The 15,002-nt window shown below is 57.2% G+C and carries 14 protein-coding genes and 3 pseudogenes; 16 read left to right on the forward strand and 1 reads right to left on the reverse strand.

Annotated elements, in window-relative coordinates:
- Position 1 precedes the first annotated feature (1 nt).
- From IV89_RS18485 to IV89_RS18560, 16 genes and pseudogenes are all read left to right on the forward strand, one after another.
- The gene (locus IV89_RS18485) at positions 2–1,111 is read left to right on the forward strand and encodes an NAD-dependent epimerase/dehydratase family protein (RefSeq protein WP_037941539.1); all 1,110 of its coding nucleotides are present in this window, start codon (positions 2–4) and stop codon (positions 1,109–1,111) included.
- Positions 1,112–1,148: 37 nt separating this feature from the next.
- Complete coding sequence (gene wecB / locus IV89_RS18490) at positions 1,149–2,279, forward strand: UDP-N-acetylglucosamine 2-epimerase (non-hydrolyzing) (RefSeq protein ID WP_037941538.1); 1,131 nt, start codon at positions 1,149–1,151, stop codon at positions 2,277–2,279.
- Positions 2,280–2,329: 50 nt separating this feature from the next.
- Entirely contained in the window at positions 2,330–2,995 is a 666-nt protein-coding gene (locus IV89_RS18495; RefSeq protein WP_037941537.1) for a sulfotransferase, read from the forward strand.
- Positions 2,973–4,916 carry an acyltransferase family protein gene (locus IV89_RS18500; protein WP_051843801.1) on the forward strand — a complete coding sequence of 648 codons (1,944 nt, stop codon included), beginning with the start codon at positions 2,973–2,975 and terminating at the stop codon, positions 4,914–4,916. The genes IV89_RS18495 and IV89_RS18500 overlap by 23 nt, the downstream gene beginning before the upstream one ends.
- Before the next feature lie 33 nt (positions 4,917–4,949).
- Complete coding sequence (tviB, locus tag IV89_RS18505) at positions 4,950–6,227, forward strand: Vi polysaccharide biosynthesis UDP-N-acetylglucosamine C-6 dehydrogenase TviB (protein WP_037941536.1); 1,278 nt, start codon at positions 4,950–4,952, stop codon at positions 6,225–6,227.
- 200 nt (positions 6,228–6,427) lie between these two features.
- Complete coding sequence (locus tag IV89_RS18510) at positions 6,428–7,549, forward strand: glycosyltransferase family 4 protein (protein ID WP_037941535.1); 1,122 nt, start codon at positions 6,428–6,430, stop codon at positions 7,547–7,549.
- A 34-nt stretch (positions 7,550–7,583) separates the two neighbouring features.
- Positions 7,584–8,177 carry a sugar transferase gene (locus IV89_RS18515; RefSeq protein ID WP_037941534.1) on the forward strand — a complete coding sequence of 198 codons (594 nt, stop codon included), beginning with the start codon at positions 7,584–7,586 and terminating at the stop codon, positions 8,175–8,177.
- A complete protein-coding gene (locus tag IV89_RS18520; RefSeq protein WP_037941533.1) occupies positions 8,174–8,770 on the forward strand; it encodes an acetyltransferase in 597 nt (198 codons plus the stop codon). The genes IV89_RS18515 and IV89_RS18520 overlap by 4 nt, the downstream gene beginning before the upstream one ends.
- Entirely contained in the window at positions 8,767–9,960 is a 1,194-nt protein-coding gene (locus IV89_RS18525) for a DegT/DnrJ/EryC1/StrS aminotransferase family protein (protein WP_037941554.1), read from the forward strand. The genes IV89_RS18520 and IV89_RS18525 overlap by 4 nt, the downstream gene beginning before the upstream one ends.
- Before the next feature lie 265 nt (positions 9,961–10,225).
- Positions 10,226–10,548 (forward strand): annotated as a pseudogene (locus IV89_RS18530) (transposase); the annotation flags it as partial.
- A 156-nt stretch (positions 10,549–10,704) separates the two neighbouring features.
- Positions 10,705–11,016, forward strand: a complete 312-nt coding sequence (locus tag IV89_RS18535) for a transposase (RefSeq protein ID WP_235183676.1) — start codon at positions 10,705–10,707, stop codon at positions 11,014–11,016.
- The gene (gene tnpB / locus IV89_RS18540) at positions 11,013–11,363 is read left to right on the forward strand and encodes an IS66 family insertion sequence element accessory protein TnpB (protein WP_009827130.1); all 351 of its coding nucleotides are present in this window, start codon (positions 11,013–11,015) and stop codon (positions 11,361–11,363) included. Before IV89_RS18535 ends, tnpB begins: the two co-directional genes overlap by 4 nt.
- Before the next feature lie 60 nt (positions 11,364–11,423).
- Entirely contained in the window at positions 11,424–13,055 is a 1,632-nt protein-coding gene (locus IV89_RS18545; RefSeq protein ID WP_037941531.1) for an IS66 family transposase, read from the forward strand.
- A 2-nt stretch (positions 13,056–13,057) separates the two neighbouring features.
- On the forward strand, positions 13,058–13,279 hold the full coding sequence (locus IV89_RS18550) for a hypothetical protein (RefSeq protein WP_009827128.1): 222 nt from the start codon (positions 13,058–13,060) through the stop codon (positions 13,277–13,279).
- Positions 13,280–13,309: 30 nt separating this feature from the next.
- Positions 13,310–13,764 (forward strand): annotated as a pseudogene (locus IV89_RS18555) (DDE-type integrase/transposase/recombinase); the annotation flags it as partial.
- A 146-nt stretch (positions 13,765–13,910) separates the two neighbouring features.
- Positions 13,911–14,066: pseudogene (locus tag IV89_RS18560) on the forward strand (IS5/IS1182 family transposase); the annotation flags it as partial.
- Between the two features lie 39 nt (positions 14,067–14,105).
- On the opposite strand, the gene rfbA reads toward IV89_RS18560, so the two are convergent.
- The gene (gene rfbA / locus IV89_RS18565; RefSeq protein WP_037941530.1) at positions 14,106–14,996 is read right to left on the reverse strand and encodes a glucose-1-phosphate thymidylyltransferase RfbA; all 891 of its coding nucleotides are present in this window, start codon (positions 14,994–14,996) and stop codon (positions 14,106–14,108) included.
- Positions 14,997–15,002: the final 6 nt, after the last annotated feature.

A 15,002-nucleotide genomic window follows, 5' to 3' on the forward strand; every position in this document is an offset into this window, starting at 1 on the left:
GATGCAGGTTCTCATCACCGGAGCCGCAGGGTTCATAGGGCGAAATCTCGCGTTACGGCTAACCGAGGCCGGTCACACGGTATTGCCCGCCACGCGCAACACGACCAACAAGGAACTGGTGGACATGGTCGCACGGGCCGACGTCGTGGTACATTTGGCAGGAGCGAACCGCCCCGAGACCGACGCCGAATTTGACACTGTCAACGACCAGTACACCGCGCGGCTCTGTACCCTGCTTCGTGACCGGTCGGCGCCCGTTCCCGTAATCGCTGCATCGACGATCCAGATAGAGCGCGAAACGCCTTACGGCCGATCCAAACGAACGGGCGAAAATCATCTACGTGCGCTTGGTGCCGCGACTGGGGCAGCTGTAAACATCTGCCGACTGGTCAACGTGTTCGGCAAGTGGTGCCGCCCGAATTACAATTCGGTTGTCGCCACCTTCTGTCACAACATCGCCCGCGACCTTCCGATTACCATTAGCGACCCGTTAGCCGAGATCCGCCTAGTGCATGTCGATGACGTCGTCGACAATTGGCTAACTTGGCTCTCGGCACCGGTGCCAGGGGTTCAGGTTACGTCGGTAGAGCCCGAATACCGGATCACCTTACAAGATCTTGCGGACCGGCTGCGTGGTTTTCGTGCGGTGCGCGACACCCATACCGTGGGTGAGACAAGCACAGGTCTAGGTCGTGCGCTCTATGCAACCTATGTCAGCTATCTGCCAGTCGAGGCCTTCGCCTACCCCGTAACCCGCCACGGCGATGAGCGCGGCGTCTTCGCCGAGATGCTGCGCACCGAGCAGTCGGGGCAATTCAGTTTTTTCACCGCCGGACCGGGGATCACGCGGGGCGGCCACTACCACCATGCCAAGACCGAGAAATTCCTGGTACTCAAAGGCACCGCGCGCTTTCGGTTCCTCAACATCGATACCGGTGAAACGCACAGCATCGACACCACGGGCGACGAGTCTCTGATCGTGGAAACTGTGCCCGGCTGGAGCCATGACATCACCAATATCGGCGAGAACGAGCTGATCTGCATGCTGTGGGCGAACGAACTGTTCGACCGCGAGAGGCCGGATACGATTGCCCATCCTCTGAACCAGTGAACCCAGCGCAGTTTAAAATTTGACAGGACTTTTTTTGATGACCAAACTCAAAGTCGCCACAATTGTTGGCACCCGGCCCGAACTGATCCGACTGTCGCGCGTGATGGCTGCGCTGGATCGGCATTGCGATCATTTGATCGTGCATACTGGTCAGAATTACGACTACGAGCTCAACGGCATCTTCTTTGAGGATCTGTGCTTGCGCAAACCCGATGTGTTCCTCGAGGCTGCCGGCGAAACGGCCGCCGAGACCATCGGCCATGTGATCGCGAAATCGGCCAAAGTGCTAGCCGAGCATCGCCCAGATGCAGTTTTGGTGCTGGGCGACACGAATTCCTGCCTCGCTGTGATCAGCGCCAAGCGGCTCAAGATCCCGGCGTTCCACATGGAGGCCGGGAACCGTTGCTTTGACATGCGCGTACCCGAAGAGATCAATCGCCGGATCGTCGATCATACGGCGGATATCAACCTGACCTATAGCCAGATCGCCCGCGAGTATCTACTGCGCGAGGGGCTGGATCCACAACGTGTCATCGTCACCGGAAGCCCGATGCGCGAGGTGCTTTCCGCCTATGCCGACAGTATCGAAACCTCGGATGTGCACGCGCGCTTGGGGCTGGAGAAGCACGGGTATTTCGTGGTCAGCGCGCACCGTGAGGAAAACATCGAAGACCCGAAACAGTTCGAGGGCTTGGTGGCCATCCTCAACATGCTGCCCAAACGCTTTGACCTGCCGGTGATCCTGTCAACCCATCCTCGCACCCGCAACAAGATCGCGTCCACCGGCGCGAAGCTGGACCCGCGCGTGCAGCAGATGAAGCCCTTCGGGTTCTCTGACTACAACGCGTTGCAGATGAACGCACGCGCCGTGCTGTCGGACAGCGGTACCATCACCGAGGAAAGCTCGATCCTGAACTTTCCGGCGCTGAACATCCGCGAAACCCACGAACGCCCCGAGGGAATGGAGGAAGGCGCGGTGATGATGACCGGCATGAATCCCGAGCGGGTGTTGCAGGGTTTGGACATCCTCGCCAGCCAACCGCGCGGAGCGGATCGCGCGCTAAATCTGGTCAACGACTATTCCGCCGACAACGTCTCGGAAAAGGTGCTGCGGATCATCCACAGCTATACCGACTTCGTGAACCGCGTCGTGTGGCGTAAGAACTGATGCGCATCCGCCACTGCCATCCTCGATATTGACTTCGGGAGACAACCAAGATGAGCAAAATCACTTTCAGCAATTTGGTGCGTGTCGGCACCTACCGCGCCGGGCGGTTGTTCGGGAATACAGACTATACACCCTTCATCATCCTGTCGCGGTCACGGTCCGGGTCCAACCTGTTGAATTCATCGCTGGTCAGCCATCCGAACGTCTATGTCAAAGGCGAACACTTCGGGCACATCGGTCAGGACACAATTGAGCAGCGGCATGCGCAGGTTTTCGGCAAGCAGCCATCCTGGGTCAAGGCGGCGGGGTGCAAGGTGTTTTACTATCACCCGCATCACGGCGATCCGGCACCACTCTTTGATATGCTCAAGGCCGATCCCCGTTTGAAGGTGATCCACCTCAAGCGCGAAGACAAGCTGCGCAGCGTGTTGTCGTGGATGATCGCGCGTGAAAACAACACCTACACCGCCACCTCGGATGCCTCGGTCATCGCGGCGGATGACAAGCGGCAGACGGTGGATCCAGATGAAATGATCGACTGGATCGAAAAGACCGTTAACTGGGAGGCATGGGGCGACAGGTTCTTTTCCGACCGCGAGACCTTGACGGTGACATACGAGGATATGACCGCTGACCTGCCCGGCCAGTTCACCCAGGTTCTCGATTATCTCGACCTGATCGACGGGACAGACAATGAAATATCGCCCGGAAATTGATGGTCTCCGCACGATAGCGATTCTGCCGGTCGTCCTTTACCATGCCAATTTGTCATGGATTCAGGGCGGCTTCGTCGGGGTTGATGTCTTCTTTGTCATTTCGGGCTACCTGATTACCACGATCATCGCGACCGATGTTGCGTTGGGAAAATTCAGCTTGAGACGCTTCTATGAACGGCGGATTCGCAGGATCTTTCCGGCGCTGTTTGCTGTCGCCCTTGTCACCAGCATGGCGGCTTGGCTCTGGATGATGCCGTCCGATCTTCGGGAATATGGCAAGTCACTTCTTGGCGTTGCACTGTTCCTATCAAACTATCTGTTTTACCGCGAAACTGGCTATTTCCAGCCTTCGTCCGAGCTTATGCCCATGCGGCATACCTGGAGCCTCGCCGTCGAGGAGCAGTTTTACGTCGTCATGCCGCTGTTGCTGATGACGACGGCGGCCTTAGCGTGGCGCGGGCGCATGGCGCTGGTGTCGACGCTCTTGGCAATCAGCCTTGCCGCCTGCCTTACCAACCAAGCGGGAAACCCAGATCTGACATTCTATTCCATCCACACTCGCGCTTGGGAAATGCTGGCCGGGTCGTTCTGTGCGCTCTGGCTGATGCAACATCCGCTGCGCGGGTCGAATGCACTCAGTGCGGTCGGGCTAGCGATGATCGCCTTTGCTGTTTTCACGTTCGACAAGGCAACCCCGTTCCCGTCGGCCTGGGCCTTGATACCGGTTGTTGGCAGCGCCTTGATTATACTGTTTGCGTCCCCCGGTGGCCTTGTCACGCGGATGCTGTCCTTGCCGCCAATCGTTGGCATCGGTCTGATCAGCTTCAGTGTCTACATGTGGCACCAGCCGATGATCACCTTCGCGCGCCTGACCGCATCACATGAACCAAGCGTGGCGTTTCTGACCCTGGTGGCCGCGGCGTCTTTTCCGATCGGCTATCTCAGTTGGCGGTTTATTGAACAGCCGTTCCGCAAAGGGCCCATCGCGCGGGCGTTGAGCCAGCGCGCGATCTTTGTTGCGGGCGGCGCGGCGACGGCATTGATTTTGGCAATGGGCCTGCTGTTCTATCTGTCAAACGGCAGTCCGAACCGGATGACTCCTTCGAGACAGACGTTCAAAGACCTGCGGATCGAAGAGAGGATCGCCGTCAACACCGGTCTTGGCGTGGCCTGCAGACGCGGCTTCACCTTGGACGAAGGCTGTGCAACAGGAGCGGATCCCACAGTTCTGGTCTGGGGTGACAGCTATGCGATGCACACGGTCGCGGCGGTTGTTTCAGCCCTGCCCAGCGGCGTTGCGTTGCGCCAGATGGCGCTACCCTCTTGTGGGCCGATCGTGTCGGTGACGATGGTTTCATCTGCTGCAGAAACCGAGGCCTGCGCTCGCTTCAATGACGCCGTGCTGGAGTGGCTGGGCACTGATCCCGGAATCGAAACCGTTGTCTTGTCTTCGCCCTTTGCTTGGCTTGCAACGCCCAGTTTGACCCTCAGGCATGATGACGGCACGCAAGAGCCGGGCAATATGGCCACTGCCGTGAAAGCCTTGGCCGAAACGATTGAAACGCTTCAGGCCATGGATTTGCGGGTCGTCGTGATTTCGCCTCCGCCCAATCCGGGCTGGGATATTGGCCGATGCCTTTCGCATCATGCGCAACACGGAGAATCGCTTTCTTCTTGCGATTTTTCGCATGATGCCTTGTCTGCGCCTATCGATCTTGCCTATGAGATCCTCAGAAGGGTCGAGATCCTGGCACCGGTAATCTGGTTGGATCAGGAGATCTGCGCTAACGGCACATGCCGAGCCTCTGCCGATAATGTCTTTCTTTACCGTGACCGAGGCCACCTTTCGAATGCCGGGTCCGTATGGTTGGGTGCTCAATCAGGATTCAGGGGCGCGATTGAAGACAGCATCCGAAATTGATCTTAAACGCTAAATTGTCACTGAGGGAAAATTATGGCTCAAACACATGAGAGAATGGCCGTTATCGGCCTAGGGTATGTCGGGCTGCCGCTGGCAGTCGAATTCGGTAAGGCGCGGTCTGTCGTCGGCTTTGATATCAATGCCGGCCGGATAGCCGAACTGAAAGCGGGTAAGGATTCGACGCTCGAGGTCGATGCGGACGAGCTCGCCTCGGCGGCGCATTTGTCATTCACCAGCGATATCGAGGATCTGCGCAGCTGCACCATGTTTGTCGTCACCGTGCCGACACCCATTGACGCCAGCCGCCGCCCCGACTTAACACCGCTGCTGCGCGCGTCCGAGTCCGTGGGCAAGGTTCTCAAGCGCGGCGATATCGTGATCTACGAATCCACCGTTTATCCGGGGGCCACCGAAGAAGACTGCGTGCCGGTTCTCGAACGCGTCTCGGGGTTGATCTTCAACACCGATTTCTTCGTCGGATACAGCCCCGAACGCATCAATCCGGGCGACAAGTCGCACCGGTTGACGACCATCACCAAGGTCACATCGGGCTCGACGACTCAAACTGCCGAAACCGTCGATGCGCTCTATGCGTCGATCGTTACGGCGGGCACGCACATGGCGCCCTCGATTCGCGTCGCCGAGGCCGCCAAAGTGATCGAGAACACCCAGCGCGATCTGAACATTGCACTGATCAACGAATTGGCGATCATCTTCAACAAGATGAACATCGACACCGAGGCGGTGTTGCGAGCCGCCGGCACAAAGTGGAACTTCCTTCCATTCCGGCCCGGCCTGGTTGGCGGGCACTGCATCGGCGTCGATCCATACTACCTGACCCACAAGGCCGAGATGATTGGATATCATCCCCAGATCATCTTGGCCGGGCGACGTTTGAATGACGGGATGGGCGCATATGTAGCAGGGCAACTGGCCAAGGAGATGGGGCGGCGCAGAATCCATATCAATGGAGCGCGGGTCCTAGTTCTTGGCCTAACTTTCAAGGAGAATTGCCCCGATCTACGCAATACCCGCGTTGTTGATGTGGTGTCCGAACTACTCGATTTCGGTGCATACGTTGATGTGTACGATCCCTGGGTAAACCCTGACGAAGCCATCAACGAATTAGCTCTGCAGCCCATTGAACAGCCCATGGTCGGCGCATACGATGCGATTATTCTCGCGGTTGCACACAATCAATTTCGTGATATGGGCGTCGCAGGTTTGCGCGGCTTCGGAAAACCCGACACACATATTCTCTACGATCTGAAATACGTTCTTGCACCAGACGAAGCGGACCTTCGGCTGTGACTCACCGTCGCGCGACGGCACTTACGTAGGCAATCGAAACTGCCCTAACGGAAGTTTCAGAACGCGGACCGCTGGAAAGCACGCCAAGCCGCCGCACGGGCCGAAGAGAGGTTCTCGCTTCCCGTCATGATCGCCGCCTCTCACGCGCTCTAGTCCTCCTGACACGCATCCCATTGTGAAACAATTTCCTCCAAGGACCCATGCGCATATTCATTCTCGCCTCATTCGCCCACTCCCTGCGGAATTTTCGCGGCGCTTTAATTGAAGCCCTGTGTCAACAGGGCTTCGAGGTACATGCCGCCGCGCCTGATTTGACATCCAATGAATACGTTCGCACATGGCTCGAACAACGTGGCGTAGTTTGTCACGATGCACCACTTGCGCGCTCGGGCCTTAATCCTCTAGCTGACATTGCAACTCTATTGCGACTTGTTGACCTCATGCGACGCATCCGTCCAGACGTGTTTCTCGGATACACCATAAAACCTGTAATCTGGGGACTGATTGCCGCTCGGGTAGCGAATGTGCCTAAGCGCGTTGCTTTGATCACTGGCCTTGGGTACGCGTTCACTGGAAACGCGGGTGGAATAAGGGGCGTCGTTCGGCACCTTGCGCGAGGGCTCTACCGCGCTGCGCTCAAACACGCCACGTTAGTCTTCTTCCAAAACCCCGATGATAAGGATGAATTCGAAGGACTTGGGCTTTTACGTCCTGACATACCTATTCACGTCGTCGCAGGATCTGGCGTAGACACTGCGCATTTCTCAGTCGAGCCATTTCCTTCGGAACCAATCCGTTTTCTGCTCATCGCCCGCCTACTTGGTGACAAAGGAATACGCGAATATGTTGAGGCAGGCCGCAAAGTACGCGCAACTGGGGCTGACGCTGAGTTTCACATCGTTGGTGGGACAGACCCAAGTCCTGATGGGATTTCTGAGAACGAAGCTTCACATTGGCACGAGAACGGCGACATCATATGGCATGGCCAATTGTCAGACGTCCGCAGCGCAATAGCGCAGTCGCATGTCTATGTCTTACCAAGCTACCGCGAGGGCACTCCCCGCACGGTTCTTGAGGCCATGTCCATGGGCCGACCAATCATTACGACAGATGCGCCAGGTTGCCGCGAAACAGTCATCCCCGGCGTCAATGGTATGCTTGTGCCAGTGAAGAACTCTCAAGCGTTGGTAGACGCGATGCTTCAATTCATGGAGCACCCTGATCTCATCACGCGCATGGGGATTGAGGCACGTCGTATCGCCGACGAGAAATATGACGTCCATAAAGTGAATGCAGCTATGATTGAAGCGATGAAACTATGACGGCACCAATTTGCTCTCGCACAAAGGCTAAATCGTGACCAAACGCCTCCTCGACATCCTCGGCGCGTCCATTGGGCTAGTCCTGCTCTCCCCTCTGCTGCTCCTACTCATCCGCCGCATTGGCAAAGACATGGGCAAACCTGTTTTGTTTCGTCAAACGCGACCAGGGAAAAATGCGAAACCGTTTGAGATGATTAAGTTTCGCTCCATGCGCGATGAGGTGGATGAGGCGGGGATCCCCCTACCCGACTCTGAGCGGATTACGCCTTTGGGCCAAAAACTGCGGTCCAGTTCTCTCGACGAACTTCCGGAGCTGTGGAATGTCCTGAAAGGCGAAATGAGCCTCGTTGGGCCGCGTCCTTTGTTGATGGAGTATGTCCCCCTTTACGCACCCGAGCAGGCGCGCCGCATGGAGGTGCGGCCAGGGATCACGGGTTGGGCGCAGGTAAACGGGCGCAACGCAATCAGTTGGGAGGAAAAGTTCAAGCTCGATGTTTGGTATGTAGAAAACCGCACGCTGTGGCTTGATCTTAAAATTCTTTGGATGACGATCATGAAGGTCGTAAAAAAGGATGGGATTTCAGCCGACGGGGAAGCGACGATGACAAAATTTACGGGGTCGCAATGACATCTCTTCTCATCGTCGGCGCGGGCGGCCACGGAAAGGTCGTCGCAGATACAGCACGCGCATCAGGGTATATAGACATTGCGTTTCTTGATGGTGCTTGGCCCGAGAAAACGACCAATGGCACTTGGAGTGTGCGTGGGAAACCTGCGCCATCTAAAACCCCGACATTTTGCGCTGTCGGCAACAATGCGGCGCGCGAGAAGCTCTTTTCAGATTTAGAGCTAAGCAATGCACCCGTGCTGACACACTCTTCCGCAATCGTCTCGCCTAGCACGCACATTGGCGCAGGTACGCTTCTCGTCGCGGGCACCATCGTTAACGCGGACGCGCGCATTGGTCGGGGTGTCATATTGAACACCGGCTGCAGCGTTGATCATGATTGTGAGATTGATGACTTCGTGCATATCTCCCCAGGTGCACGTCTTGCAGGTGGCGTGAAGGTCGGCAAACGAAGCTGGATCGGTATCGGGGCAGTTGTGCGCGAAGGCATTCATATCGGAGACGACGTCATAGTCGGCGCTGGCTCCGTGGTTGTTAGAGACATTGAAAATGGCGCAAAAGTATGCGGCGTACCCGCGAGGACAATGAGATGAGCAAGACAGATTTCGCCCCCTGGCCCTCTTTCACACAAGAAGAGGCTGACGCCGTTCAACGCGTGTTGCTGTCCAACAAGGTCAACTATTGGACTGGCCAAGAGGGCCGTGAGTTCGAAAAGGAATTTGCAGCTTTCGCAGGCACATCACATGCGATTGCTGTTGCGAACGGAACGCTTGCGCTCGATCTTATCCTGGCAGGTATGGAAATTGGCGCGCATTACGGCGGCGATGCGACCGACGAAATTATCGTCACCCCGCGCAGCTTCATGGCGTCGGTCTCGACAGTCGCCAATGCGGGTGCAAAGCCCATATTTGTCGATGTAGACCGCGACAGTGGCAATATGTCAGCAGCGACCATCGCGCCCATGATCACTCGAAGCACCAAAGCCATCATTGCTGTTCATCTGGCCGGCTGGCCCTGTGACATGGATGAGATCATGGCTCTTGCGGACGTACACGGGATCAAGGTGATCGAGGATTGCGCCCAAGCGCATGGCGGCACCTACAAGGGCGAGCCGCTTGGCGGCATCGGCCATGCGGCCGCGTGGTCGTTCTGTCAGGACAAAATCATGACCACGGGCGGCGAAGGTGGCATGGTCACAACAAATGACGCCGCACTTTGGGATCGGATGTGGTCGTTCAAAGACCACGGCAAAAGTTTCGACACCGTCTTCAACAAAAAGCACGCCCCAGGGTTTCGTTGGCTCCACGAGAGCTTTGGGACCAACTGGCGCTTGACCGAAATGCAATCTGCGATCGGACGTATCCAACTCAAACGGATGCCAGAATGGACGGAAAAGCGCACAGCAAACGCGCAAGCGCTGATTAACGTCCTCGGGCAATACGACAGCATTCGCATGCCGCTAACGTCGCCTGAAAACCAAAACGCTTTCTACAAGCTCTACTCCTATGTAGAGCCAGACAGGCTTTCTGAGGGCTGGTCACGTGACCGCATCGTCGCGGAGATCAACGCGAAAGGCATTCCCTGTATGCAGGGCAGCTGCTCTGAGATCTATCTTGAGAAAGCATTCGATGGCACAGGATGGCGGCCAAAACAAAGCCTGCCCGTTGCCGAGGAACTCGGCGAAAAAAGTCTGATGTTCTTGGTTCATCCAACGCTGTCGCGTGCGAATATCGAGGACGCTGTGACAGCTTTCCGCGATATTTTGAACACGGCTACGGCATAATCAGCACTGCCTAATCGGCGTATCCCTTCAGTGCGGTGGCGAGGTGATTTAATTCGGCAAGTTCGTTCAAAACAGTTAAGCGGCGGCGGCGTTTCTCATCTGAGTCAAAAATAAAACTTCATGCCGAGCCTTGGCGGTGTCGATTGCCCCAAAACAGGGATGGTAATCCCCGCTAAAATTAGTGGTGTTCCAAAGTAAAATTTTCTCGGCAAGATATCTGAGGAGATTTACGATGAAGAACGGACGATACAGCGACGCATAGGTTATGGCGATCCTAAAGCATGCGGAAGGCGGCGTGCCGGTTTCTGAGCTTTGCCGAGAGCATGGCATGAGCAGCGCGAGTTTCTACAAATGGCGTGCCAAGTTTGGCGGCATGGACGCATCTTTGATGTCTGAGCTGAAGGACATTGCGGAGGAGAACCGCCGCCTGAAGCGCATGTATGCTGAGATGAGTATACAGAACGATCTGCTGGAGGAAGCGCTTGGAAAAAAGCGTTGACGCCGTCTCGAAGGCGCGAGATGGCCATGAACGCGCTGGCGCAGCATGGCGTCAGCATTGCTCTGGCTTGCCGGACGTTTCAGCTCAGCGGTAAACCTCCGGCGGTGGCCGTCTGATCTCAAGCTCAATCCGATGGTAAGTCCGAGCTTATGTCCGACTTTATCAATCGTGCTCAAATCTAAGTACTTTCCGCAGCCGATGGTGAACGCCGCCGGCATTGGTCGGATGATGACAAACTGCGCATTGTGGAAGAAAGCTTCATTGGCCACCGCCAAGCGACAGCCACGGCGCGGCGGCATGGCATTTGCCGGTCGCTGCTGACCACTTGGCGGCGGCAGTTTCGTAACGGAGAGCTTGGGTCTTCTCGTCCGGTATCTTTCGCGCCGGTGACTGTGTCGAAGGAAACGCCCGTGTCACGAGCTAATCCAGTCAACTCCTGTTCACCTTCGGACTGTCAGGTTGAGATTGCCCTTCCGAATGGGCGTCGGCTCATCGTGCCGGTGGACGTCGAGACCGAAGCCCTTGCCCGGATTTTGGCAGTGGTGGACCGGCAATGATCGCGTTTCCGGCGGGTGTGAAGGTGTGGATTGCAGGCGGCGTCACCGATATGCGGCGAGGCATGAACACGTTGGCGCTGCAGGTGCAGGAAGGGATCGGCCGCGATCCCCACGCGGGCGAGATCTTTTGCTTCCGGGGCCGTAAGGGCGATTTGGTCAAGATCTTGTGGCATGATGGCGTGGGCATGTCGCTCTATCTAAAGCGCCTGGAAGCGGGCAAGTTCATCTGGCCAGTGAGCCGGTCCGGCGAAGCAGTGCAGATCTCGTCAGCGCAGTTGGGCTATCTTCTGGAGGGCATCGACTGGCGCAACCCGCGCTGGACACAACGCCCTGCAAAGGCTGGATAAATTACGTCATCCGGCCTGTTTTTATTGGTGTTCCGCGGCCCCGGCTGGTAAATATTGGTCATGTCTGATGCCGCCTCCGAACTCGCCAAATTGCGCGCCGCCCTGGCCGCCGCAGAGGCCCGTGCGCAGGTTGCGGAAAGCGAGCTGGCACAGACCCGTGCGGTCGTTTCCTGCTCGGAAGCGATGATCCAGGAGCTTAAGCTCGAGATCGCCAAGCTGCGCCGCGACAAATACGGCATCTCATCAGAACGACGCGCCCGGCTGATCGATCAACTGGAATTGCAGCTTGAGGAACTGGAAGCGGCGGCTACCGAGGATGGCCTGGCCGCAGAACAGGCGGCTGAAAAGGCCAGCACCGTGCACGCCTTCACGCGCCGCCACCCGGTGCGCAAACCGTTCCCCGATCACTTGCCCCGCGAGCGGGTTGTCGTCGAAGCACCTGCCGTTTGCACCTGCTGTGGCTCGGACCGGATCGTAAAGATGGGTGAAGATGTCACCGAGACGCTGGAGGTGATCCCGCGTCAGTGGAAGGTGATCCAGACTGTGCGTGAGAAGTTCACTTGCCGGGCCTGCGAGAAGATCAGCCAGCCGCCGGCCCCGTTCCATGCGATCCCGCGCGGATGGGCCGGACCCGGCCTGATCGCCATGCTCGTCTTCGAAAAATACGGACAGCACCAACCCCTGAACCGGCAGGCAGAGCGCTTTGCCCGTGAAGGCGTTGATCTGAGCCTCTCCACCCTGGCAGACCTGGTCGGGCACGCGACTGTCGCCTTGCAGCCGATCCATGCCCTGATCGAAGGCCATGTGCGTGCCGCTCACCGCCTGCATGGCGATGACACGACCGTGCCGCTTCTGGCACGGGGTGGCGCGAAAAAAGCTCGTCTGTGGACCTATGTCCGTGATGACCGCCCTTGGAATGGCGGCGCGCCGCCGGCGGCGTTCTTCCGCTTCTCCCGAGATCGCGCGGCAACCAATCCCAATCAGCATCTGGCCGGATGGCAAGGGGTGCTGCAAGCGGACGCCTATGGCGGATACAACAATCTTTACCGCGCTGACCGTGATGCTGGGCCCGTGACCAGCGCGCTGTGTTGGTCACATGCGCGCCGGAAGTTCTTCGAGCTGGCCGACATCGCGGGCAACGTCCGCAAGGGCAAACCCGCCCATCAGATCTCGCCAGTCGCCCTGGAAGCGGTGAAACGGATCGACGCCATCTTCGACATCGAGCGCGAGATCAATGGGCTGGATGCTGATGCCCGGCTCGTCGCCCGCCAGAACCTGTCCCGTCCCCTGGTAAACGGCCTCCACGACTGGCTGCAGGAAGAGCGCGCGAAACTGTCCAGACACAACAAGGTGGCCAAGGCGATCAACTACATGTTTGAGAAGCATGGCCGTTGGCAGGCCTTCACGGCATTCCTCGATGACGGGCGTATCTGTCTGACAAATAATGCGGCCGAACGCGCCTTACGTGGCGTAGCTTTGGGCAGAAAGTCATGGCTCTTTGCAGGGTCCGAGCGCGGCGGTGAACGGGCTGCCGCCATGTATACCCTTATCGTCACCGCCAAAATGAACGACATCGATCCGCAGGCCTGGCTCGCCGATGTTCTCGCCCGGCTGCCCGACTTACCCGTCTCGCGCGTGCATGGGCTTCTGCCTTGGAACTGGAAAGCTTTATCCCTTCCACAAGCAGCGTAACCATGCAGCTGAACAAGGTGTATTCCGTCAAGACAATCGACCGCGTCGCTGTCGAACTGGGCGAAACCGTTGATCGGATCTTTGATCTCGCCATCGGTATGGAAACCGAAGATGGTATAATCTGGGTCTACGGTCCCGGCGACGACGGTGTCATCGCATTCAATCCATTCGGGATCGAAAACCTGCAAGAGCTCATCGAAATGGACCGTGATCGCGACCGATGACCTCGCCGCGGCCTACGCCGGATGCTTACGGTCAGCGAGACGTGCTATCGCTACAGTCCGATTTTGAGTGACGAGAACGAAGAGATCGCGGGTTGGCTGGAACGTTTGACGGCGAACGAGCGCAACTGGGGCTTTTTTTGTATCTGCGCAACGTTCAAGGCTATGGCTGGAACCATAAACGCGTGTACCGGATCTATTGTGAGTTGGAGCTGAACCTGCGGATCAAGCCTAAGAAACGCTTGAAGCGGGACAAGCCGGAGCCGCTGGCCGTGCCAGAGAGACCAAATGACACTTGGTCCATGGACTTCATGGCGGATCAATTGGCGGATGGTCGGTCGATCAGGACGTTGAACGTTTTGGATGACTTCAATCGCGAAGGCCTGGCCATTGAGGTCGACTTCTCGCTGCCTGGGGAACGCGTCGTGCGGGCGCTGAACCAGATCATTGAATGGCGAGGCCCGCCCCAAACTCTTCGTGTGGACAACGTCCTATGCGCGGAATAACAGGCTGATTTGGCATCAGGTCATTGTCGTATCGAGTGCCTCGACACGTTCAGAGAATGCCTCAGTTCGGCTTTTTGTCAACGACAGTCTCTCCCATAACAAACACAGAGTACGCTTTTGCGGCTCCCCAGGTTGCGGAGATCCAGATCCGCGCCGCGATCCTAAACGGCTTTACAGCTCTTGGCATACCCCGTACCGTGGCCATAGGCCGAGTGCATCCGGGGAAAGGAGAGGCACGACATCACGCTGATTTGTGCAACAAAGCCGTGTCAAATACGACATAAAGAATTTGTTTCGCGCGCGAAACATTTTGGGATTTATGGCTATCTTAACGAACGATTTAGGTTACTCAGATAGACACCGTATTCGTTTTTTTCAAATAGTTTGGCTTGTTCTTCCAATGCCGCGGCGCTTATCCACCCTTGGTCAAATGCGATTTCTTCAGGGCTTCCCGTCTGCAAACCCTGCCGCGTTTCCAGCGTCCGCACAAAGTTCCCCGCGTCCAGCAAACTTCCATGCGTACCAGTATCCAGCCATGCATAGCCGCGCCCCATGCGCTGTACATTGAGAAGCCCATCCCGCAGATACGTTTCAAGCAGCGTCGTGATCTCCAACTCTCCCCGTGCTGATGGCTTGACCGTCTTGGCCCGCTCGGACGCGGTGTTATCCAGAAAATACAGCCCCGTTACCGCATAATTCGATGGCGGCACTTCTGGTTTCTCAATGATCTGGCGCGCTTGGCCGTTCTCGTCGAAATCCACCACGCCATAGCGCTCAGGGTCCGAGACGCGGTAGCCGAAGACAGTGCCTCCAGTGGTTTGCACGTCGGCTTGGGCGAGGATTTCGGGCAGACCGTGGCCGAAGAAGATGTTGTCGCCAAGCACCATCGCGGATGGTGCCCCGTTTAGGAATTCTTCGGCCAAGATGTAAGCTTGAGCCAGTCCATCGGGGCTTGCCTGCGTGACGTAGCTCAGTGAAACACCCCACTGGCTGCCATCGCCCAAAGCCCGCTTGAATTGGTCGGCGTCCTGGGGCGTGGTGATGATCAGTATGTCGCGGATACCGCCCAGCATCAGCACGCTTAACGGATAGTAAATCATCGGCTTGTCATAAATCGGCAGCAGCTGTTTCGACACCGCAATCGTGATCGGATAAAGCCGCGTGCCGGAGCCGCCGGCGAGGATGATGCCTTTGCGTTTGGGCGTCTGGGTCATTGGAAA

The organism is Sulfitobacter sp. CB2047 (assembly GCF_000735125.2).
In the GTDB taxonomy this organism is placed as follows: Bacteria; Pseudomonadota; Alphaproteobacteria; order Rhodobacterales; family Rhodobacteraceae; genus Sulfitobacter; species Sulfitobacter pontiacus.

Coding starts and splice junctions, on each gene's coding strand:
- tviB (WP_037941536.1), top strand. CDS start 4,950: ATGGCTCAAACACATGAGAGAATGGCCGTTATCGGCCTAGGGTATGTC.
- IV89_RS18545 (WP_037941531.1), top strand. CDS start 11,424: ATGTCTGATGCCGCCTCCGAACTCGCCAAATTGCGCGCCGCCCTGGCC.
- IV89_RS18520 (WP_037941533.1), top strand. CDS start 8,174: ATGACATCTCTTCTCATCGTCGGCGCGGGCGGCCACGGAAAGGTCGTC.
- IV89_RS18495 (WP_037941537.1), top strand. CDS start 2,330: ATGAGCAAAATCACTTTCAGCAATTTGGTGCGTGTCGGCACCTACCGC.
- IV89_RS18550 (WP_009827128.1), top strand. CDS start 13,058: ATGCAGCTGAACAAGGTGTATTCCGTCAAGACAATCGACCGCGTCGCT.
- wecB (WP_037941538.1), top strand. CDS start 1,149: ATGACCAAACTCAAAGTCGCCACAATTGTTGGCACCCGGCCCGAACTG.
- IV89_RS18485 (WP_037941539.1), top strand. CDS start 2: ATGCAGGTTCTCATCACCGGAGCCGCAGGGTTCATAGGGCGAAATCTC.
- rfbA (WP_037941530.1), bottom strand. CDS start 14,996: ATGACCCAGACGCCCAAACGCAAAGGCATCATCCTCGCCGGCGGCTCC.
- IV89_RS18525 (WP_037941554.1), top strand. CDS start 8,767: ATGAGCAAGACAGATTTCGCCCCCTGGCCCTCTTTCACACAAGAAGAG.
- IV89_RS18500 (WP_051843801.1), top strand. CDS start 2,973: ATGAAATATCGCCCGGAAATTGATGGTCTCCGCACGATAGCGATTCTG.
- IV89_RS18510 (WP_037941535.1), top strand. CDS start 6,428: ATGCGCATATTCATTCTCGCCTCATTCGCCCACTCCCTGCGGAATTTT.
- tnpB (WP_009827130.1), top strand. CDS start 11,013: ATGATCGCGTTTCCGGCGGGTGTGAAGGTGTGGATTGCAGGCGGCGTC.